General features: G+C 69.8%; 18 protein-coding genes and 2 pseudogenes. 8 read left to right on the forward strand and 12 right to left on the reverse strand.

Features of this window, described 5'->3' with window-relative positions; all coding sequences use genetic code 11:
- Window positions 1-4: 4 nt before the first annotated feature.
- Window positions 5-1,327, reverse strand: a complete 1,323-nt coding sequence (locus M6G65_RS29195) for an efflux RND transporter periplasmic adaptor subunit (protein ID WP_238194740.1) — start codon at window positions 1,325-1,327, stop codon at window positions 5-7.
- Between the two features lie 292 nt (window positions 1,328-1,619).
- Here M6G65_RS29195 and M6G65_RS29200 point away from each other — a divergent pair, with 292 nt between their 5' ends.
- Entirely contained in the window at window positions 1,620-2,621 is a 1,002-nt protein-coding gene (locus M6G65_RS29200; RefSeq protein ID WP_250103200.1) for a CobW family GTP-binding protein, read from the forward strand.
- Between the two features lie 106 nt (window positions 2,622-2,727).
- Here M6G65_RS29200 and lanM read toward each other — a convergent pair whose 3' ends face one another.
- The 6 genes from lanM to M6G65_RS29230 form a co-directional block, all read right to left on the reverse strand.
- Complete coding sequence (lanM, locus tag M6G65_RS29205; protein ID WP_238194742.1) at window positions 2,728-3,141, reverse strand: lanmodulin LanM; 414 nt, start codon at window positions 3,139-3,141, stop codon at window positions 2,728-2,730.
- A 377-nt stretch (window positions 3,142-3,518) separates the two neighbouring features.
- Entirely contained in the window at window positions 3,519-5,138 is a 1,620-nt protein-coding gene (locus M6G65_RS29210) for an ABC transporter substrate-binding protein (RefSeq protein WP_250104310.1), read from the reverse strand.
- Window positions 5,139-5,286: 148 nt separating this feature from the next.
- The gene (locus M6G65_RS29215) at window positions 5,287-6,348 is read right to left on the reverse strand and encodes an MBL fold metallo-hydrolase (RefSeq protein WP_238194743.1); all 1,062 of its coding nucleotides are present in this window, start codon (window positions 6,346-6,348) and stop codon (window positions 5,287-5,289) included.
- An 86-nt stretch (window positions 6,349-6,434) separates the two neighbouring features.
- The gene (locus tag M6G65_RS29220; protein ID WP_192706302.1) at window positions 6,435-6,671 is read right to left on the reverse strand and encodes a DUF6894 family protein; all 237 of its coding nucleotides are present in this window, start codon (window positions 6,669-6,671) and stop codon (window positions 6,435-6,437) included.
- Window positions 6,672-6,778: 107 nt separating this feature from the next.
- Window positions 6,779-7,816, reverse strand: coding sequence for a Rieske 2Fe-2S domain-containing protein (locus M6G65_RS29225; protein WP_373323667.1), 1,038 nt, complete (start codon window positions 7,814-7,816; stop codon window positions 6,779-6,781).
- A 410-nt stretch (window positions 7,817-8,226) separates the two neighbouring features.
- Window positions 8,227-8,853, reverse strand: coding sequence for an ATPase (locus M6G65_RS29230; protein WP_238194745.1), 627 nt, complete (start codon window positions 8,851-8,853; stop codon window positions 8,227-8,229).
- A 312-nt stretch (window positions 8,854-9,165) separates the two neighbouring features.
- Here M6G65_RS29230 and M6G65_RS29235 point away from each other — a divergent pair, with 312 nt between their 5' ends.
- From M6G65_RS29235 to rimM, 5 genes and pseudogenes are all read left to right on the forward strand, one after another.
- On the forward strand, window positions 9,166-9,384 hold the full coding sequence (locus tag M6G65_RS29235; RefSeq protein WP_192706305.1) for a glutathione S-transferase: 219 nt from the start codon (window positions 9,166-9,168) through the stop codon (window positions 9,382-9,384).
- An 18-nt stretch (window positions 9,385-9,402) separates the two neighbouring features.
- Window positions 9,403-10,973, forward strand: a pseudogene (gene ffh, locus M6G65_RS29240) (signal recognition particle protein).
- Window positions 10,970-11,074: pseudogene (locus M6G65_RS34135) on the forward strand (chorismate mutase); the annotation flags it as partial. The pseudogenes ffh and M6G65_RS34135, both read left to right, overlap by 4 nt.
- A 234-nt stretch (window positions 11,075-11,308) precedes the next feature.
- Window positions 11,309-11,671, forward strand: a complete 363-nt coding sequence (gene rpsP / locus M6G65_RS29245; protein WP_238194747.1) for a 30S ribosomal protein S16 — start codon at window positions 11,309-11,311, stop codon at window positions 11,669-11,671.
- A gap of 11 nt (window positions 11,672-11,682) precedes the next feature.
- On the forward strand, window positions 11,683-12,378 hold the full coding sequence (rimM, locus tag M6G65_RS29250; RefSeq protein ID WP_238194748.1) for a ribosome maturation factor RimM: 696 nt from the start codon (window positions 11,683-11,685) through the stop codon (window positions 12,376-12,378).
- Between the two features lie 168 nt (window positions 12,379-12,546).
- On the opposite strand, the gene M6G65_RS34140 is transcribed toward rimM, so the two are convergent.
- From M6G65_RS34140 to pcaD, 4 genes are all read right to left on the reverse strand, one after another.
- Window positions 12,547-12,774, reverse strand: coding sequence for an Hpt domain-containing protein (locus tag M6G65_RS34140; protein ID WP_430929522.1), 228 nt, complete (start codon window positions 12,772-12,774; stop codon window positions 12,547-12,549).
- A gap of 1 nt (window position 12,775) precedes the next feature.
- Window positions 12,776-15,889: an ATP-binding protein gene (locus M6G65_RS29255; RefSeq protein WP_430929523.1), complete on the reverse strand. Its 3,114-nt coding sequence runs from the start codon at window positions 15,887-15,889 to the stop codon at window positions 12,776-12,778.
- A complete protein-coding gene (locus M6G65_RS29260; protein WP_238194750.1) occupies window positions 15,867-17,228 on the reverse strand; it encodes an O-antigen ligase family protein in 1,362 nt (453 codons plus the stop codon). The genes M6G65_RS29255 and M6G65_RS29260 overlap by 23 nt, the downstream gene beginning before the upstream one ends.
- A gap of 114 nt (window positions 17,229-17,342) precedes the next feature.
- On the reverse strand, window positions 17,343-18,140 hold the full coding sequence (gene pcaD / locus M6G65_RS29265; protein ID WP_250103201.1) for a 3-oxoadipate enol-lactonase: 798 nt from the start codon (window positions 18,138-18,140) through the stop codon (window positions 17,343-17,345).
- Between the two features lie 418 nt (window positions 18,141-18,558).
- On the opposite strand from pcaD, the gene M6G65_RS29270 reads away from it, so the two are divergent.
- Window positions 18,559-18,801, forward strand: coding sequence for a hypothetical protein (locus M6G65_RS29270; protein ID WP_238194752.1), 243 nt, complete (start codon window positions 18,559-18,561; stop codon window positions 18,799-18,801).
- Between the two features lie 22 nt (window positions 18,802-18,823).
- Here M6G65_RS29270 and M6G65_RS29275 read toward each other — a convergent pair whose 3' ends face one another.
- Window positions 18,824-19,201 (reverse strand): hypothetical protein, encoded by a 378-nt coding sequence (locus M6G65_RS29275; RefSeq protein WP_238194753.1) that lies wholly within the window; start codon window positions 19,199-19,201, stop codon window positions 18,824-18,826.
- Between the two features lie 58 nt (window positions 19,202-19,259).
- On the opposite strand from M6G65_RS29275, the gene M6G65_RS29280 reads away from it, so the two are divergent.
- On the forward strand, window positions 19,260-19,688 hold the full coding sequence (locus tag M6G65_RS29280) for a DUF1810 domain-containing protein (RefSeq protein ID WP_238194754.1): 429 nt from the start codon (window positions 19,260-19,262) through the stop codon (window positions 19,686-19,688).
- Window positions 19,689-19,692 lie beyond the last annotated feature (4 nt).

Below are 19,692 nucleotides of genomic sequence, written 5' to 3' on the forward strand. Positions count from 1 at the left end.
TCGCTCAGGACGCCTTCTCGCCGCTCGCCGCCCGGTCGATGAACAGGGCGCCGCGGGTCACCACCTGCTCGCCCGGGCGCAAGCCCTCGACCACCTGGGCATTGTCGCCGTTGATCAGCCCGAGCTTGATGTCCCGTGCCTCCACGGCTCCGTCCGGCCGCGCCACCCAGACGTGGGTGCGGTCGCCTTCGTACACGACGGCGCCCACCGGCACGCTCGGGCTCGGCTCGCCCTTGCCGGTGACGATCGTATAAGTGGCGAACATCTCCGGGCGCAGCACCCGGTCGGGATTGTCGACCTCGCTGCGCACCGCGAGCCGCCGCGTCGCCGGGTCGAGGCTGGAGGCCATGTAGTTGACCCGGGCCTTGAACACCCGTGCGCCGAAGCCCGCCACCTTCGCCTCGACCTCCTGGCCGATGCGGATCTTCGGGATCTCGCTCTCCCGGACATTGGCGATGAGCCAGACGGTCGACAGGTCGCCGATCACGAAGACGGGGTCGCTGGACGCCGATAGATATTGCCCGGTGCCGACCTTGCGCTGGACGATCGTGCCGGCGATCGGGGCCCGGATCTGGGTCTCGGGGCTCATCGTGCCCTTCTTCTCGAAGGCGGCGATCTCGGCATCGGTCTTGCCCAGCAGCCGCAGGCGGTTCTTCACGGCGTCGAGGGCGGCTTCCGCGGTCTTCAGGTCGCTCTGGGCGGCGATCACGTCGTTCTGGGCGGATTGGTAGTCCTTCAGCGCCGTCGCGTGCGCCTGGAACAGTTCCTGCTGGCGCTGTGCGATAGTCTGGTCGAGCTTCAGAAGCGCCTGCTGCTTCTGAAGAGTGTTCAGGGCCGCCTGGTAGTCGTTCTGCGCCTGGACCATGTCGGTGGCCTCGAGCGTCAGCAGCACGTCGCCAGCCTTCACGTCGTCGCCCGCGCGGGCCAGCACCTTCGTCACCCGGCCCGCATAGGGCGACACGACCGGGACGTTGTCGTCCTCGTTGAGGGCGATGCGCCCCTCCGCGGTGCCCTCCGGACGGAAGACCTGCGTGGCGACCGGCAGGATCTCGAAGGCGGCGCGCTGCTCCTTGGTGGGCCGGAAGATCCGCTCCACGGCCCCGGCCTTCTCCGCATCGATCCCGGGATCCGGATTGCTCGGCGCGAACAGGCCGGTCAGCGAGGCGACGAGGCCCGACGTGGCCTCGCGAACCCGGTCGGAGAAGGCGAACGCCGCCCCTGCCGCGGCCGCGAGCAGCAGGAGGATGAGGAGGAGCCCCGGCCCCCGGCGCTTGCGGCGGGGTGCGGAGATCGCCTCATCCTGGTCCAGCGGATTTCGGGCGTCCATGCGAATGATCTTCCGGGTCCGGGCGAAGAGACCGGGTTGACTGACAAGTGTACGATTCGCGCCGGGACGAGGCCCACATCAATGCGATCGTCGGTGCTTTTCTATGGCGTACCGCGCGGAAGAGTCCGTGCGGCATCATGTGCCTAGAGCAAAGCTTGTCCGACGCGCAATCGATCGGGAGCCGTGGTCGCGAAACCGTGTGGCTCCGTCTTCCTTTGACGGGATTTGTTACAATATGACAACGCTCATGGGCGCACCGCGCCCGTCCGCTGACCCCATCGAAGAACCCGCCATGACCGACACGAGCCCCGTTTCCGCCCAAGCTGGATCCACGGCCGGGAAGATCCCGGTGACCGTGCTCACCGGCTATCTCGGCGCGGGCAAGACCACGCTCCTCAACCGGATCCTCACCGAGAACCACGGCAAGCGCTACGCCGTGATCGTCAACGAGTTCGGCGAGATCGGTATCGACAACGACCTCGTCGTCGGCGCGGACGAGGAAGTGTTCGAGATGAACAACGGCTGCGTCTGCTGCACGGTGCGCGGCGACCTGATCCGGATCATGGACGGGCTGGTGAAGCGCCGGGGCAAGTTCGACGCGATCATCGCCGAGACCACCGGCCTCGCCGATCCGGCGCCCGTGGCGCAGACCTTCTTCGTCGACCAGGATGTGGGCGACGCCGCCCGGCTCGACGCCGTGGTGACGGTGGCCGACGCCAAGTGGCTGTCCGACCGGCTGAAGGACGCGCCCGAGGCGAAGAACCAGATCGCCTTCGCGGACGTGATCCTGCTCAACAAGAGCGATCTCGTGTCGCCCGCCGACCTCGACCGGGTCGAGGCCGAGATCCGCACCATCAACCCGCTGGCGAAGCTCCACCGCACGCAGAACTGCGCCGTCCCGCTCGACGCCGTGCTGGAGCGCAATGCCTTCGACCTCGACCGGATCCTCGACGTGGAGCCCGACTTCCTGGAGGAGGGACACCACCACCATCACGATTCCGACATCCGGTCGCTCTCGGCGAAGATCGAGGGCGAGGTGGATCCCGAGAAGTTCATGCCCTGGATCTCGAACCTGACCCAGGTCCAGGGGCCCGACATCCTGCGCTGCAAGGGGATCGTGGCCTTCCCGAACGAGCCGAAGCGCTTCGTCTTCCAGGGCGTGCACATGATCCTCGACGGGGACGTGCAGGGCGATTGGGGACCGAATGAGCCGCGCGTCTCCCGGGTGGTGTTCATCGGACGCAACCTCGATGAGGCGGCGATCCGCGCCGGGTTCGAGAGCTGCCGGATTTGAGGTGAGGCGCGTCGAGGCGCGCGTCCACGAAATGACAAGGCTCCCGCGGAAGGAATCCGCGGGAGCCTCAATCCTTGAGCACGCGACGTTGAGCGTCGCGGACGTCTTACTTGATGAGGGCGAGCAGCGCCTTGCCGGCCTTGGAGTTCAGCTCCTTGGCGTCGAGGGTGCCGTCGTTGTCCGGATCGGCCAGCTTGAAGCGCTCGCCAACCGCAGCGAGGTACTCCTTCTTGTCGAGGGTGCCGTCGTTGTCCGGATCGGCCTGCTTCACGCCGGCCTGGCTCAAGCGGCCCTTCAGCTCCTTGGCGTCGAGGGTGCCGTCGGCGTCCTTCTCCAGGCGATCGAAGGTCGCCGAGGCCACCGCCTCCACTTCCTTCAGGTCGACCGTGCCGTCGTTGTCGGTGTCGATCATCTTGACCGCGCTCGCACCCGTCGCCGGCTTCGCCAGCGCGGCCGGGACCGAGAGGCCGGACAGCGCGAGGGTCACCGCTGCGAAACCACTGATAAGACGAAGGGCCATTGCCAGATGCTCCCGAATTTGTCTGCCCGAGCGTCCTAGCTCGCAACTAGCTTTGCTGCAAGTGCGAAATTGCCGATTCCTCCCGGGTTGCCATGTCTCGGGACGGGCCGGCACAGACAAGGAAAGGCCGGCGTGAGCCGGCCTCTCAGAAGCGACGAGTGATCGGAAGGCGTGCGGCGGGCCGAATCAGTATCCGGTCCCGCGGCCGACAGGGCATCGATTGCGCCTGCCGCAGAATTGGCATGTCGAGGCGGTCGCCGTCCTCAAGCACAGGCGGTTCAGAACTTGCCGCGTCGGCCTGTAGGGCTCCCGGGCTCCGCTGCGCGGCCCCGGGATGTCGGAGGCGAGACGAGGCCGTCCCGCCGCCTTGAGCCTGGTCAGGCGAGCGTGGCCAGATCCTGGAACCAGTGCTGCGCCTGGACATAGTTCTTCACCCGCGGCGAGAGCGCGTGCGGATTGGTGTCGTGCACGACCCAGACCTGTACCGCATCATCGGCGACGATCTCGTGGATCCGCGCCAGCAACCGGTTCTGCTCGTCCGTGTCGAGGCTCGCCTTGACCTTGTCGCAGAGGGAATCGACCTCCGGATTGCGGTAATGGCTCCAGTTGACCCCATTCGGGGCGATCTGCTTCGAATCGTAGAAGCGCAGGATCGCGTAGAACGGGTCCGAGGTGACGTAGGCGATGTTGCCGGCGCTGACCCCCTTGAGGCTCGGATCCGCCGCTCCCTGGCGCCAGGCCGTGTAGGCCACCTCCAGCTCCACGGTCTTGAATTCGACCTGGATGCCGACCTCGGCCCAGCTCTGTTGAACGTATTCGTTGATCGGCAGGGACAGCATCTGCCCGGTGCCGCCGGTCGGGATCAGGACCGTCGCCTTGACCGGGTTCTTGACCGAGAAGCCCGCCTCCTCGGCGAGCTTGCGCGCCGCGTCGACGTCCGTCTTGATCTGGAAGCGCGGCTTGCCGAACCACGGGCTCGATTGCTGCACCTGCCCGATTGCGGGCTGGGCGAGACCGCCCATCAGCTCGGCGACTCCGGCCCGGTCGATGGCGAGGTTGGCGGCCTTGCGCAGGCGCAGGTCCCGCCAGGGCGAGCCCTCCAGCATCGAGAGATGGTAGTTCCAGACATGGGGCGTATCGTTGCCGACGACGCGCATGCCGGCGGCCTTCAGGCGCGGCACGGCATCGGGCGCCGGCGATTCGATCAGGTCGACATTGCCGGACAGGAGCGCGTTCACCCGGGCGAGGTCCTCCGGAACGCAGGTCAGCGTGAGTTTCGACAGCTTCGGCACCCGCTTGGGGTTCCAGTAGCCGGCATTCGGCAGCAGCTCGAGGCGTACGCGCGGGACGAGCTGCCCCATCCGGAACGGTCCCGTGCCCGAGGGCTCGAAGGCGAACTTCGCCCAGTCCCGGCCCACCTTCTCGTACTGGGCCGGCGAGGAGATCAGGAACCAGAGCATCTGGTAGGGGAACAGACTGTCGGGCGTCTTGGTCGTGACCTGGACGGTCTTGGCGTCGAGCTTCCGGTAGCTCGCCACGCCGGGCAGCCGCGGGCGGACCTGGGCGGCCTGGCGCTGGTCGAAATGCGGCGCCTCCTTGTTGAGCACCTTGTCGAAGTTCCAGATCACCGCGTCGGCATCGAAAGCCGAGCCGTCGTGGAACGCCACGCCCTCGCGCAGGTGGAAGGTCCAGACCTTGGGATCGGCCGGATCGCTCTCCCAGGACGTGGCGAGCCCGGGCACCATCTTGCCCGGCCGGTTCGCGACGTCGAGTTCCCAGGCGACCAGGGGGTCGTACAGGGTCAGGCCGGTGAACTGGTAGCCGCCCGCGCCCCGGTCGGGCTGTCCGGTGGTGAGCGGCAGGTCGGTCATCGAGATGCCGTAGGTCAGGCTGCCGGGGGCCGCGCCCTGCGCGCCGGCCCGGCCCGCCGCCCCGAGGGCAGCGAGCGCCGCGCCTCCGGCCATCAGTGAGCGGCGTGTCGGCTTGAACAGGTCCATCGTGTCTCTCGGCTGAAAGCGGGTGCGCCGCATGGAGCGGCGCACGCCGTTCAGGCGCGCGGCGGACACCTCAGTGCCGCGGATCCATGCTGCATACGGCATGATGCACGCATCATGCCTATTGGGGCGGCAGCCGATCCGCCGGCGTTCAGGCTTGCCAGACCTGACCGGGCCGCAAAGCGACGAACCGCTCGGGCGGAAGCGCCGCCTCCGCGAGCGCCGCCGTCAGCGCCTCCGCGGGCCGCTCCACACCCTCGTCGGTCAACTGGAACGTGCCCCAGTGGTGACCGAGCCCCTGCTCGGCGCCGAGCAGCACGAAGGCCTCGACGGCCTCGGCCGGATTCACGTGCTGCGCCCGCATGAACCAGCGCGGCTCGTAGGCGCCGATCGGCAGGGTCGCCAGCCGGGGCGGCCCGAAGCGGGCCCGGATCTCGCGGAAGAGCGCACCGTCGCCGAAGCCGGTATCGCCGACGTGATAGTGCACGCCCCGGGGCGAGGTGATCACGAAGGCGCACCACAGCGCCATGCGCCGGTCGTTGACGCCCCGGGCCGACCAATGGTTCGCGGGCGTCAGGTGGACCTGCAGGCCGTCGCCGAGATCGACCGACTGGCCCCAGTCGCGCGTCTCGACATGCATCGTGTCATCGTAGCCGCGCAGGATAGCGTCGTTGCCCAGCGGCGCCACGATCAGCGGCTGGTGCGCCTGCCAGATCCGGGCAAGGTTCGGCCCGTCGAGATGATCGTAGTGGTTGTGGGTGATCAGCACCGCGTCGATGGGCGGCAGGTCGGCCAGCGCGATTCCCGGCGGGTTGACCCGCTTCGGCCCGGCGAAGCGGACCGGGCTCGCGCGCTTGGCGAAGACCGGATCGATCAGGATGTTGCGGCCGGCGACCTGCACGAGGTAGCTCGCATGGCCGATCAGCACGACCCGCAGCCCGGAGACGCGCTCGGGCGGCCGGTCCGCCGGAAACGGGCTCGGGAACGATTTGGGCCAGGGCTCGCGCTGACGCTTGGCCTGCCAGCGGAGCACGTCCGGCAGCGACTTGTCGGTCGCCTGATCGGGCGAGAAAAACCGCAGCCCATCGAAATGGTCCGAGGTCGGCCCGCCATAATACGGGTTCTTGCCGCGCCGGTGCGCGGCATAGCCGACACCGCCGAGCGTCATCACCGTGGCCGCGCTGGCGACCGTGAGCAGGCTGCGCCGTTTCATGGACCGGAGATGGCCGATCGCGGGCTCCGGTCAAGTTCTCAGGCGTTGCGGCAGCGAGACCCAGGGCGGGGCCGTCGCCGGATCGCTCAGTCGACCATCTCGGCGGCGAGGGACAGCCGCGCCCGGTAGACCACCTTGCCGACGCCGTCGCGCACGCAGGCCACGTAATCCTGACGCTCGACATCCGGCAGCATGTCGCGGGCGATCGCCGACATGATCCGGGTGACCTTGGCGCGCGCGGCCGGCAGGTCCGGCAGTTCGAAGCCGACCTCGTCGTGGATCGGCTGCAGGCCGTCATGAAGGTCGATGAAGAAGCGGGGCATCGGCGCGAAGCGTCCCAGAAGAGGTACTGCGCCGTAATGATTGCTCTTGGTATGGTTAATAGGGTCTTAAATCACGGGAGAGGCGCGGTTCGACGTTTGCCCCGCTCTCAGGATCGCCAGCGCAGCTCCCGACGCTCCAGCGGGTTCGTGAACGGTCGATCATCGCGAGCGGATTCGAGCGCCTCGCGCTTCAGGCGGAAATACCATTGCGACGGCAGGTCGCCCTGGCCGAACAGCACCATGGTCGGCTTGCGGTCGAGCCCGTCCTGCGCGTGCTGGAGCACCTGCTGGTCCTGGGTGAGGAACTGGCGCATCAGCGGGCGTGCGACGGGCTTCAGCAGGTTCAGCGCCGGCATGCTCCAGTACAGGGCGTTGGTGAGCAGCGTCCGGTCCGGCGTGAGCGGGGTCGCGAAGGTGTAGTTCGCGACCCGCTTGGCGCCCGCGCGGATCCGCTCGAGGCGGACGCCCGGCAGGCGGAACTCGATCTCGACCTCGGGCACCCCGCCGAGCAGGCGATAGACCGGCGAGCTCGTCGTGGTGGCGTGGCTCGTCATGACGAAGCCGTGGGGGACCGGCTGGAAGGTCTTCACCTTCTCGCGGAGCTGCTTGGAGGGCCGGAACCACCAGGAATCGTGGACGAAGGCGACATGGCCCGGATCCACGAGGCTCAACGTCGTGAGATCGAAGGAGGCCTCGACCACGAGCTCGACCACGAGGGATCCCGCCGGCGCGAAATCCAGCTCCGGAACGGCCGGCACGTCGCCGGCGGCAGGCCCGATATGCGGGTTCACCCAGAGGAAGCCGGCGCTCTCGCGGATCGGGAAGCGCTGCACCTGGATGCGGGAGAAGTCGGCGGCGTCGTGCTCCGACAGGGTCGGGACGTCGCGGCAGCGCCCGTCCGTTCCGAAGCGCCAGCCGTGGAAGGGACACATCAGCGTGTCGCCGTCGAAGCGGCCCTTCGACAGGGCCATGCCGCGGTGGGGGCATCGGTCGCGCAGCGCGAACGGATTGCCGTCCGGGGCGCGGCCGATCACGATCTGCTCACCGTTCAGCGCCACGGCCCGGAGGCCGGTCTTGTCGCCCGCCTGGCCCAGGCTCCGGGACTGGCCGACGCAATACCACGCGTTGCCGAGCGGCTGGCGCATCGCGTCGGGATCGAGCGCGGCCTCGTCGGCGGGACGTGGCGGATTCGTGAAAGGCGCGTTCAAGGCGGTTCGGGCTGACTGCGGGGCGCCCGTCATACGCCCGGCCGCCCGGGCGGCAAAGCGTCGGCGCGGGGGAGGACAAACGGGCGCAGGCACGGGGCTTCACAAGCCGGGCGCGGCCACCTACCTTCGCTTCATCCGCAACCAACGAAAGGAGGTGATCCAGTGTCTCATTGTCATCAGCCGTGTGTCTCGGCTCATCGGACCTGGACCGTCGCCTCCGGCGTGTCGTTCTAAGACGCGTCAGAGCCCCGATCTCGGGACAGTTCCGCCGGACATCACGGTTCGGCAATGGAAGGGCCACCCTCTCGGGTGGCCCTTCGGCTTTTCAGGGTTCCGTCAGGGCGCCTTCAGCGCTTCTGGCTCTGGAACAGCGGTTGGGCCAGCGCCTCCGTACGGGCCCGCCACAAATCGCGCTCCTCGCGCAGGGCATCGCGCTCGCCCGCCAGGGTGAGGCGCTCTAGCCGAAGCGTGTCGCGCTCGGTGATCGCCCGGTCGCGCTCGGCCCGCATCTCTTCCCGCTCGATGCGGAACCGCTCGCGCTCCCGGCGGAACTCGTCGCGCTCCGCACGGATCTCCTCCTGCTCGGCCCGCAGATCCTCCATCGAGCCGATCTCTTCGCGGATATGCTCGCGCAGCGTGCGGATCTCCTCGGCCAGGATCGCCTGGAGTTCATCCTGGCGCTCGGCTTCCACGCGAAGCTTGGCCTTGAGCATCAGATTCTCTGCCATCAGCTCGGACACGTCGGCATCCTCGGCGACGGCACGGGGCGCCTCGGCCGGTTGCACGAGCCGCGGCGACCACGTCTCGGCCGGGCGGCCGGCCTTCGGCTCGGAATGCGTCTCCTCGGTTCGCGCGTCGCCGCGCAGCTCGGCCGGAGACTGGGACTTCATGGCGGCGAGCCAGTCGCGGAGCGGACCGGGCGCGGAGCGCCCGCCGGCCTCGAGCGGCGGTGTGGAGCGGGCGGGTTCCGACATCGGCAGGCGTCCTGAGCGAATACCTGGCAATGACAATCGCAACATGCTTAACGATCGGTAAAAGTTAATTGCGATGGGCCGCCCCGTTTCGGGCCTTGCAGGCTTGGCCTCGAGTCCCCGCGGAACGAAAAATTGACTTTCTGCCCCATCGCGGCTACCCCCCGCCCTCCCGATCCGTAGTAGATCGACCGATGCCAAGCCGACCGGTCCCGTGAGACCGGAGGTCAACGCCCGACAGCGCGTCTGCGCCCTCGGGCGCGATGGGTGTTGGCCCGATCCGCCGCGACGGGATTCGCCGGCCGAGGCACACGCATGACGCGAGATCAAGAAGCGTTGAAGATCGAGGACGCGATCAACGAGACCTGCCCGTGGTCGGGCAAGCCGATCTCGGCCGACTCGCTGACGCTCTACAACGGCGCCGTAGTGGGCTTCTGCAACCCGGAGTGCCGGGACAAGTTTGCCAAGGCCGTGCGCAGCTTCGAGGCCGCCCTCCAGGCGCGCCGCGTCGAGCGCGCCGGGCTCGAGCAGTAACGGCGGGGCGTCAGGATCATGTTCGAAGGCCTGTCCGATCGCCTCTCCGGCATCCTCTCGGGGCTGACGCGCCGCGGCGCGCTCACCGAGGCCGACGTCACCGCCGCCATGCGCGAGGTGCGCCGCGCCCTGCTGGAGGCCGACGTCGCCCTCGAGGTGGTTCGCGGCTTCACCGACAAGGTGCGCGAGAAGGCGGTGGGCGCCGTCGTGCTCAAGTCGGTGACGCCCGGCCAGATGGTCGTGAAGATCGTCAACGACGAGCTCGTGGCGATGCTCGGCACGGACGCCGAGACCGTCGATCTCAACGCCCCCGCTCCGGTGCCGATCCTGATGGTCGGCCTGCAGGGCTCGGGCAAGACCACCACCACCGCCAAGATCGCCCGGCGCCTGGCCGAGCGCGAGAAGCGCAAGGTGCTGCTCGCCTCCCTCGACACGCGCCGCCCGGCCGCCATGGAGCAGCTCGCGGTGCTGGCGAAGCAGGTGGGCGTCGAGTCCCTGCCGATCGTCGCCGGCCAGTCGGCGGTGCAGATCGCCAAGCGCGCCATGGACGCTGCCCGCCTCGGCGGCTTCGACGTGGTGATGCTCGACACCGCCGGCCGCACCACGGTGGACGAGGGCCTGATGGCCGAGGCCGCCGAGGTGAAGGCCGCGACCCGGCCGCACGAGGTGCTGCTGGTCGCCGACGCGCTGACCGGACAGGACGCGGTCAACACCGCCCGCGCCTTCGATGAGCGGCTCGGCGTCACCGGCATCGTGCTGACGCGCATGGACGGCGATTCCCGCGGCGGCGCGGCGCTCTCGATGCGGGCCGTCACCGGCAAGCCGATCAAGCTCGTCGGCGTCGGCGAGAAGGTCGACGCGCTGGAGGAATTCCACCCGGCCCGCGTCGCCAACCGCATCCTCGGCATGGGCGACATCGTCTCGCTCGTCGAGAAGGCCGCCGAGACCATCGACCACGAGCAGGCGCTCCGCACCGCGGAGAAGATGCGCAAGGGCAAGTTCGATCTCGAAGACCTGTCCATGCAGCTCGCCCAGATGGAGAAGATGGGCGGCATCGGCGGCCTGATGGGCATGCTGCCCGGCATGGGCGCGATCAAGAAGCAGGTCGAGGGGGCCAACCTCGACGAGAAGATGTTCAAGCGCCAGCGGGCGATCATCTCGTCGATGACGCCGCAGGAGCGGAAGAATCCCGACCTCCTCAAGAACAGTCGCAAGAAGCGCATCGCGGCCGGCTCGGGGGTCGATGTCTCGGAGATCAACAAGCTCCTGAAGATGCACCGGACCATGGCCGACATGATGAAGGCGATGGGCCAGGGCAAGCGCGGGATCGGGCAGGCGCTCGGCTCGATGTTCGGGCTCGGCGGCGGCATGGGGGTGGAATGGGCGGCGGCATGCCCGGCCTTCCGCCCGGCATGCCGGAGCCGACGCCGGAGCAGATCGCGCAGCTCGAGAAGCAATTCGGCGGCAAGCTGCCGCCGATGCCGCCGGGCCTGGGCGGGGGCGGGATGCCCAAGCTTCCGGGGCTTCCGGGCCTCGGCGGTGCCAAGCTCCCGGGTCTCGGTGGGTTCATGCCGGGGAAGAAGAAATGAGCGTGCTCGCGGCGCAGGCCGTCGATCCCGAACTCGCGCGCCTGCGGGACAGCATCGACAATTTCGATGCGGCGCTGATCCATCTCCTCGCCGAACGCTTCCGCTGCACGCAGCGGGTCGGCGAGCTCAAGGCCCGAAAGGGGATCCCCCTTCCGATCCGGACCGGGAAGCCCGTCAGGTCGCCCGGCTCCGCAAGCTCGCGGTCGAGGCCAAGCTCGACCCCGACTTCGCCGAGAAGTTTCTGGCCTTCGTGGTCAAGGAAGTCATTCGGCACCACCAGTCGATCAAGGCGGACCACGAGTCCCAGATCGAGCAACAGCGAAAGTAGTCAGACCATGGCCCTCAAGATCCGTCTCACCCGCGGCGGCGCCAAGAAGCGCCCCTACTACCGCATCGTCGTCGCCGACGCCCGCGCCCCGCGCGACGGCCGCTTCATCGACAAGGTCGGCGCCTACGATCCGATGAAGGCCAAGGACGATCCGGCCCGCATCATCCTCGACAACGAGAAGATCCAGAGCTGGCTCGCCAAGGGCGCGCAGCCGACCGATCGCGTCCTGCGCTTCCTCGATGCGGCCGGCCTCGCCAAGCGCCCGACCCGCAACAACCCGCAGAAGGCGGAGCCGGGCGAGAAGGCCAAGGAGCGTGCCGCCAAGCGCGCCGAGAAGGCCGCGGCGCCCGCCGAGGACGCCGCCGCGTAAGGCGCTCGGTCATGGCGCGCCGCCCCGCAGGTCCCACGCCCCGCGACGGCGGCCGCCGTGGCCGCACGAGCACGGCGATCGGCGCGATTGCGCCGGGCGCCGCAACCTCGCCCAAGGCACCGGCGCCCAAGCCGGCGCCGCCGCCCGTGCCGCCCGATCCGAACCTCGTCCTTCTGGGCGAGTTCGGGCGGGCGCACGGTCTCACCGGCGAGGTCCGGCTCAAATCCTACACCGGCGATCCGCGGGCGATCGCGGGCTACGGCCCCCTGCAGACGGCGGACGGGCGGACGCTGACGCTCGCCGAGGTGCGCCCTGCTCCGGGCTCATCGCCCGACATGCTGATCGCCCGGGTCACCGGCATCTCCGGCCGTAACGCCGCGGAGACGCTCAACCGCGTCGCCCTGTTCGTTCCCCGCGACCGCCTGGCCGCGCCCGAGGATGACGAGGAGGTCTATGCCGCCGACCTGATCGGCGCCACGGCGGTGGATGAGGCCGGGGCGACCATCGGGGTGATCGTCGCGGTGCCGAATTACGGCGGCGGCGACCTGCTGGAACTGCGCCCTCCGGGCGGCGGCGCCACCGCACTCCTTCCCTTCACGAAGGCCTTCGTGCCGGTTCTCGACCTGGCGCAACGCCGCGTCACCGTGGTCGCGCCGGAGGACCTGTTCGCCCCGCCCGGCGAGAAGCCCGCCGACGATCCAGGCTGAGGCTGCCGGTCGAAGCCCTCGGTCCCTGAAGCGCGCGTTACCATCGCGCGTGTCGGGAGCGACCTCGGGCGGCCCGTCGGCGTGGTGCAGGCCGGATAGCGTCGCTCCGCCGCTGTCGGCGAAGCCATCGGCCGGGGAGGGGCTCCGGCCCACAACCCGTATCCGGGCTTACGCCGCGCGCAGCTGGCGAATGGCGCGCAGGGCGGTTGCGCGCTGGACCTCCAGACGCCGGATCAGCGGCATCAGGTCGGCGCCCGCATGGGCGGCGGCCTCGACCTCGCGGCACAGGCTGGACAGGCCGACGAAGCCCAGGAGCCCCGCCGCCGCCACGAGCGCGTGCGCGTCGTGGGCGATTTGCAGCCGGTCGGTCTCGCTCGGCCGGAACCGCTCCGACAATTCATTCGCCAGGAGATAGAAGGGCGGACACGCGGTCGGATCCGAAACTCACCTCCATCTCGCCGAGCACCGCGGCGTCGAGGATGGCGGAATCGATCTGTGCCCTGCGGCGTGGCTCCTCCGAGCGTGCCGGGCGGCGCGCCCCCGGTGCCGTCCAGCGGCTGATCGTGGCGAAGAGGTCGGCCCGGCGGAAGGGCTTGCCGACATGATCGTCCATCCCGGCCTCGCGCAGCTCCTCGAGCTGCGCCGGCAGGACGTTGGCGGTCATCGCCACGATCGGGATGTCACAGGCCGGCGGCGCGAGCGCGCGGATCCGGCGGGTGGCGGTCAGCCCGTCTACGAGGGGCATCTGGACGTCCATCAGGACGAGGTCGTAGGCGCGGCCTGCGGCGACCGATGTCCCGACTGCCGTGATCGCTTCGGCCCCGTCCCCGGCGACGTCCACCGCGTAGCCCTGCGATTCGAGGACCGCGCAGGCGAGTTCCTGGTTGAGCGGCACGTCTTCCACGAGGAGCAACCGGAGCGGCGCCGCTTTCGCAGCCGCTGGGGCCGCGGCTTCCACGACCGGCGGCGATCGCCGCGCCGCGGCCGTGTCGTCGCCGGCGGGCGCGCCGTTCGCGTCGGCGACCTCGGCGCTTCGCGGCAGGATGAGCCGGAACCAGAAGGTCGATCCCTCACCCTCGCGGCTCTCGACCCCGATCTCGCCGCCCATGAGCGTGACGAGGTGGCGGGAGATCGCGAGGCCGAGGCCGGTGCCGCCGAAGCGGCGGCTGATCGAGCCGTCGACCTGGCTGAAGCGCTTGAACAGCCGGTCCTGCTGCGCCGGCGCGATGCCGATTCCGGTATCGGTCACGGCGAACCGGACGACGTCGCCGGGACTGCCGTCGGGCGCGAGGCTCTCACCCTCCCGCTGCACGGTCACGGTGACGGAGCCGGCGGGGGTGAACTTCACGGCGTTGTTGAGGAGGTTCAGCAAGACCTGCCGCAGGCGGCCCGGGTCGCCGACCACGAAGTTCGGGAGCGCCTGATCGATCCGGGCCTCGATGGCGAGGCCGCTCCGGATCGCGCTGCCGCGCACGATCGAGACCGTGCTGTCTACGATCGAGATCAGCGGGAAAGGGACCGGATCGAGGGCGAGTTCGCCGGCCTCGATCTTCGAGAAGTCGAGGATGTCGTTGACGACGGTGAGCAGCGCCGCGCCCGAGCTCTGGATCAGCTCCAGGCGGCGCCGGTCCTCGTTCTGGATGCTGCTCTCGTCGAGGAGAAGATCGGCGTAGCCGAGGATGCCGTTCAGCGGCGTGCGGATCTCGTGGCTCATGGCGGCCAGGAACTCGCTCTTGGCTACGCTCGCCCGCTCGGCCTCGGCGCGTGCTGCCTCCGCGTCCCAGGTGGCCGCGCGCAAAGCCGCCTCGGCGGCCTTGCGTTCGGTGATGTCGAGATGCAGGCCGACCATGCGCTGCGGCTGGTCCTCGGGCCCGAACACGGTGCGCCCGCGGGCGTAGAGCCAACGCTCGCCCACCCGAAACTCGGCCGTGTAGGCGGTGGAGGTCTCCACCGCCCGCCGGATCTCGTTCCAGACATCGCCGACATCGTCGGGATGGAGGAGCGCCGTCCAGTCCGCCGCGGCGAGCGTGTGGGGTTCACCGGAATCGGGGAGGCCGTGCATGCGCGCGCTTTCCGGGCTCAGGGTCGCGAGCCCCGTGCGCATGTCCCAGTCCCAGGTGCCGGCGCCCGCGGCATCCAGGGCGATCCCCAGCAGGCCGCGGGCCTCCTCAACCGCCAGCCGCGCCGTGACGATGTCATCGACGTCGAGGGCGGTCCCGAGCCACTCCGCCACCGCCCCGTTGGCGGGATCGAGCCGGATCGGAATCAGCGCGATCTTGTGCCAGCGATAGACGCCGTCGTGGCGCCGGATCCGCCACTGGCCGCTGTAGCCCGTGCCGGTCTCGACGGCCCGGTTCCAGGCCGCCTCCATGGCGGCGGCATCCTCCGGATGGTTGCGGACGAGGCGCTCGGCCCGCTCCGGCCCGATCGGTCCGTAGTAGCTGTGGAACTGCGCGTTGGCGTAGGTCGCCTGCCCGTCGCCGACCCGCATGGTCCAAACCAAGAGCGGCAGCGTCTCCGCGAGGCCGCGGTAGCGCAGCGCGCTGCGGCGGACCTCGTCCTCGGCGCGCCGACGTTCGGTGACGTCGATCAGCACGCCGACGAGGCCGCCGACCGCGCCATCCCCGCGGACCATCCCGCGGACGACTACGTGGCGGGTCTGACCGTCGGGCCGCAACAGCCGCGCCTCGAAGTCGAAGCTCCTGCGGTGGGCGATGGCGTCCGCGACGATCGCCTCGATGCCGGGCCGGTCGTCGGCATGGTAGATCTGCGCGAAGTCTGAGAGGCGCGGTGGCGGCGTCTCGAGGTCGCGACCGGCGATCGCGTGGAGGCTGGCCGACCAGACCTGATGGCCGTCGGCGAATTCGACGCGCCAGTTGCCGATGCTGGCGAGCTGCTCGGCCATGGTGAGCTGGTGGTTCACGGCCTCCTGGGCGCGGGCGCGGGCGTTGATCTCGCGGTGCTGCTCACGGATCAGGGCCTCGCGGATCGCGCCCTGCTCGATCTCGCGGCCCCGGCGCGCATTGGCCTCGGTCAGGCGCAGATGGGCGACGACGATCTCGGCGAGGTCGCGCAGAGCCGCCCTGTCGGCCTCCGAGAAGGTGGCGCGGGGCTCGGGATCGGAGAGGCAGAACGTGCCGACCCGCAGCCCCTTCTCAAGGCTCAGCGGGACGCCCGCGTAGAAACGGATCCCGTCCGCGCGGGTCACCAGGGCCAAGTCGCGAAATCGTGGATCGAGCCGGGCATCGGGAACGACGAGCAGGGCATCGCCGCGGATCGTATGTTGACAGAAGCTCTCCGCGCGCGGCATCCGGGCCGGAACGTCGGCGCAGGGCGTCTTCAGCCATTGATGCGTGTCGTCGATCAGCGCCACGAAGGCGCTGCGCACGCCGAACAGGCGGCGGGCGGTGCGGCAGACGGCGTCGAAATGCGGCTCGGGCGGGGTGTTCAGGATCCCCAGGGCGTGCAGGGCCGCGAGCCGATCCTCCTCAATGTCCGGCTGTGTCGTCACGTACCGCCTCCCGGTGCGGCTGCGCCGCTCGGCGATCAGCTCGGCCGCGGGCCAGCGATGACCCGGCCGCGGCCGCGTTACAAGCGCGCCCGGCCTGCGGCGTGCCAGCGCGCACCCGCGCGGCCTCCAGCGCCCAGACCATGCCCAGCATCATGTAGACGTGACGCCACTTCTCGATGTCGATCTGGAAGGCCTGCAGGAAGAACATCAGCAACGCCGGCCAGACGATCTGCGCGTGCGCCCGGACGGGCGACGGCCGCATCAGGAGCCGGAAGCCGACCACGCTCGTGGTCAGCACCAGCCCGATGAAGACCGCGCCCCCGAGCCAGCCGCCATTGGCAAAGGATCCGATGTAGGAATTGTGCGGCTCCAGCCCGAAGATCAGCCGCCAATGCATCGGCCCCATCCCGAACGGGCGCTCCAGCAGCATGGCGAAGCCCCGGATCTGGTTGCCGAAGCGGCCGGTCTCGCCCTGATCGTAATCCTGGGTCAGGGCGGCGCGGGTCTCGAACATCTTGTGGACGTGGTCGACCGAGAGCAGGGCGATCACCGCCACGGTGCCGAGCACGATCGTCGCGAGCGTCAGGAACGTGATGCGGCGGCGCAGGCGGGGCGAGGTGCTGCCCGCGTAGACCGATCCCACCATCAGCAGCACCGCCACGACGCTGCCGCCCCAGGAGCCGCGCGAGAACGACAGGAAGATGCCGGCGACGATGATCAGGAGCCCGGCGAGCGATACCAGCGGCCGCCGCGTGGAGCCGGTGAGCAGGCCGTGCATCAGGTAGAGGGCACCCAGCGTCAGGAAGGAGCCGAACACGTTCGGGTCCTGGAATGTCCCCGAGGCGCGGTCGTACTTGTAGAACAGGTCCTCGATCCCGAGCCATTGCAGGTAGCCGACGATGCCGAGCGCCGCCGAGAACACGCAGCTCGCCGTGTAGGCCTTGAGCGCCAGCTCCATCCGGGCGTGGGTGTCGTCCGCGAAGAACATCGCGAAGAAGATGCAGGTGACCGTGAGGTAGATCAGCTGGATCGTCCAGGTGACCGGGAAATCCTCGTTGAGATACGGCAGCAGCGCCGTGACGATCGCCGCGAGGTAGAGCAGCAGGAGCGCGAGCAGCGGCACGGTCCCGCGGTGGAGGCGCACGCCGAGGCAGAGCCACAGCACGATCGTGGGGATCGCCACGGCGTCGTAGGGCGACGTCTCGGAGAAGGCGAAGCAGGCGAAGAAGATGAAGGCCGCGAACAGCGCCTTGGCCAAGCCCTCGATGGCCGCCAGGAGCGGGATGCCGGCCGTCACCCCGGACGGAACCGGGGCGCCGGGCGCTGCGGTATGGGCCATGATACGCGGGCTCCGCGGGCCGGTCACGCAGGCCCGCAGCCGTCAGACTGGCAGTCAATGGTTGAGAATCGGCTTCTGGGTCGAGGCGCGAGAGTCCGGATCGCGCCGAGCCGTTCAACCTCCTGACGTGTTGCGGTCGAGGAAGGCGCGGAGATAGCCGCCGGCGGCTTCGGCGCGCTCGACGGCCAGCAGATGGGCGGCCCGGGGCAGGACCACGAGCTCGGCCTGGGGAATTCCGTCGCAGATCTCCTGAGCCATCGCGGGAGGCGTCGACGGATCGTCACGCCCGGCGATCACCAGGGTCGGCGCCGTGATGGCCGAGAGGGCCGGCCGCAGATCCATGCGCCCGATCGCGCCGCAGCAGACCGCGTAACCCGCCGGGTCGCAGGCGAGGAAATGATCGCGGATCGCCTGCACCGTCTCCGGCGCGCGCTGCGAGAATTCCGCGGTGAACCAGCGCCCCAGCGTCGCCTCGGCGACCGCCGCGGTTCCCTGGGTTCGCACGGTCTCGGCGCGCTCGTTCCAAGTCTGCGCGCTCGGCATGGAGGCGGCGGTCGCCATGAGGGTCGCGCTGAGCGGCCGCGCGGGATCGGCGCTCGCGAGCGCCTGCACGGTCATGCCGCCGAGCGACAGGCCCACCAGATGGGCCCGGCCGAGGCCGAGGGCATTGAGCAGCCCCGCCAGATCCTGGGCCAGGGTGGCGATCTCCGTGGGCGCGTCGCGGGTCTCCGAGCCGCCGTGGCCGCGCGTGTCGTACCGGAGGGTCCGGTACCGTCCGCCAAGTGCCGGCAGCAGCGCGTCCCACATCTCCAGCGTCGCACCCAGCGAGTTCGAGAAGGCGACGACCGGGGCTCCCTCGGGCCCCTCGAGGAGGTACCGGAACGAGAGTCCGCCGATGGTGATCTGCGGCATGCGATGATCTCCGAGTGCAGGTCCGGACCACGGCGCGTCACGCCGTCAGGAGGCAGGTTCCGTCAAGATAGGCCCCGCGCCGGCGTGTCGAGGCTTCCGACGATGCGCCCGTTCACGGCCTTGGCGATCGAGCCGGGGCGCTCTCCGCGGATTTCGCCGCTGTACGTCCCCCAGGTGCGAGGTCGCCGTAAGCTGGCAAACCATCGGACGGGATGTCGGTCCCCTGCCGTGTGTCGGGACCGACCTCGACCCCGTGCCGCGCCGCCCCGCGATGACGATGCAGTGAGCCGCGCGCTGCGGAGGGGCGATCCCGGCCCGGCCTTCAACATGGGTCAATGCGGCCCCTCCCGAATGGCCCGACAAGCCGCCCGTGAGCCGGAAGGGACGAGCGATGCACGAGCCTTCGATCGGGGAGTCCATGGGAAACGCTGCCGATTTCTGGGACTCGGTTGCCGGAACGGTGACCGCCAAGGTCGAACCGGTGATCGGCCGGGGCGAGAAGCAGCGCGGCCCGGTGATCGACTACCTGCGTGACCTCGAGGTGCTGGCCCGGCGTCAGTGCGGCAGTCGGGAGACGGTACAGATCATCGCCTCGGGCCGGCGGCTTCTCGGCGATCGCAGCGAGATCGGGCCGCCGGACGGGTCGTTCACGCGGGGCTGAGCACTGCGGCGCCGACGGGAGACTAGGGGCGGCGTCCCAGCGCGGCGGCCGGGAGCCGTGCTGACCGCGATCGAATCACGTAGAGCGCGGCCGCCACTGCCCAGGCCGCGCAGGTCGGCGCGAGCCATTGCTGCAGGTTCGGCAGGGACCAGCCGTACAGGAACTCGGCGCCGAGATGCGCCTGAACCGCGTCCCAGCCGGCATGCTTGATGTCGTGCTCGCGCTGTCCGGCCTCGCGGCCGTAATAGTAGGTCGAGACCAGGAGCGCCGCGGTGCCCTCGGGACGGGGCGTGCGCAGGAGGATCAGGGCCGCGGCCATCCCGGCGGTCTCCAGAACCGCCGTCATCGCGTGGCTCGCCGCCGGGTTCGCGATCATGAAGCTGATGAGGATTCCGAGCATGGCGGCCGCTTACACCAGGGCGGCCGGTGCGTCAGGGACCGATGTTGAGGAGCACCGCATGGCCGAGCCCTACGATCTCGACCGTTTCGTCGCCGCGCAGGAGGGTGTGTACGCCCGCGCCCTCGCGGAGCTGCAGGCCGGGGCGAAGCGCAGCCATTGGATGTGGTTCATCTTCCCGCAGATCGCCGGCCTCGGCTCCAGCCCGATGGCGCAGCGCTACGCGATCGAATCCCTGGGCGAGGCGCGCGCCTATTGCGCGCATCCGGTTCTCGGCGCGCGGCTGCGCAGCTGCACGGAGGCCGTCAACGCCGTGGCCGGGCGCTCGGCGCACGCGATCTTCGGCGCGCCCGATGACGTCAAGTTCCGCTCCAGCATGACGCTGTTCGCCGCCGCCGCGCCGGACGAGCCGCTCTTCGCCGAGGCGCTGACGCGCTATTTCGACGGCTCGCCCGACCCGCTGACGCTCGTCAAGCTCGGCCGGGCCTGACGCC

Source organism: Methylobacterium tardum, from assembly GCF_023546765.1.
In the GTDB taxonomy this organism is placed as follows: Bacteria; Pseudomonadota; Alphaproteobacteria; order Rhizobiales; family Beijerinckiaceae; genus Methylobacterium; species Methylobacterium tardum.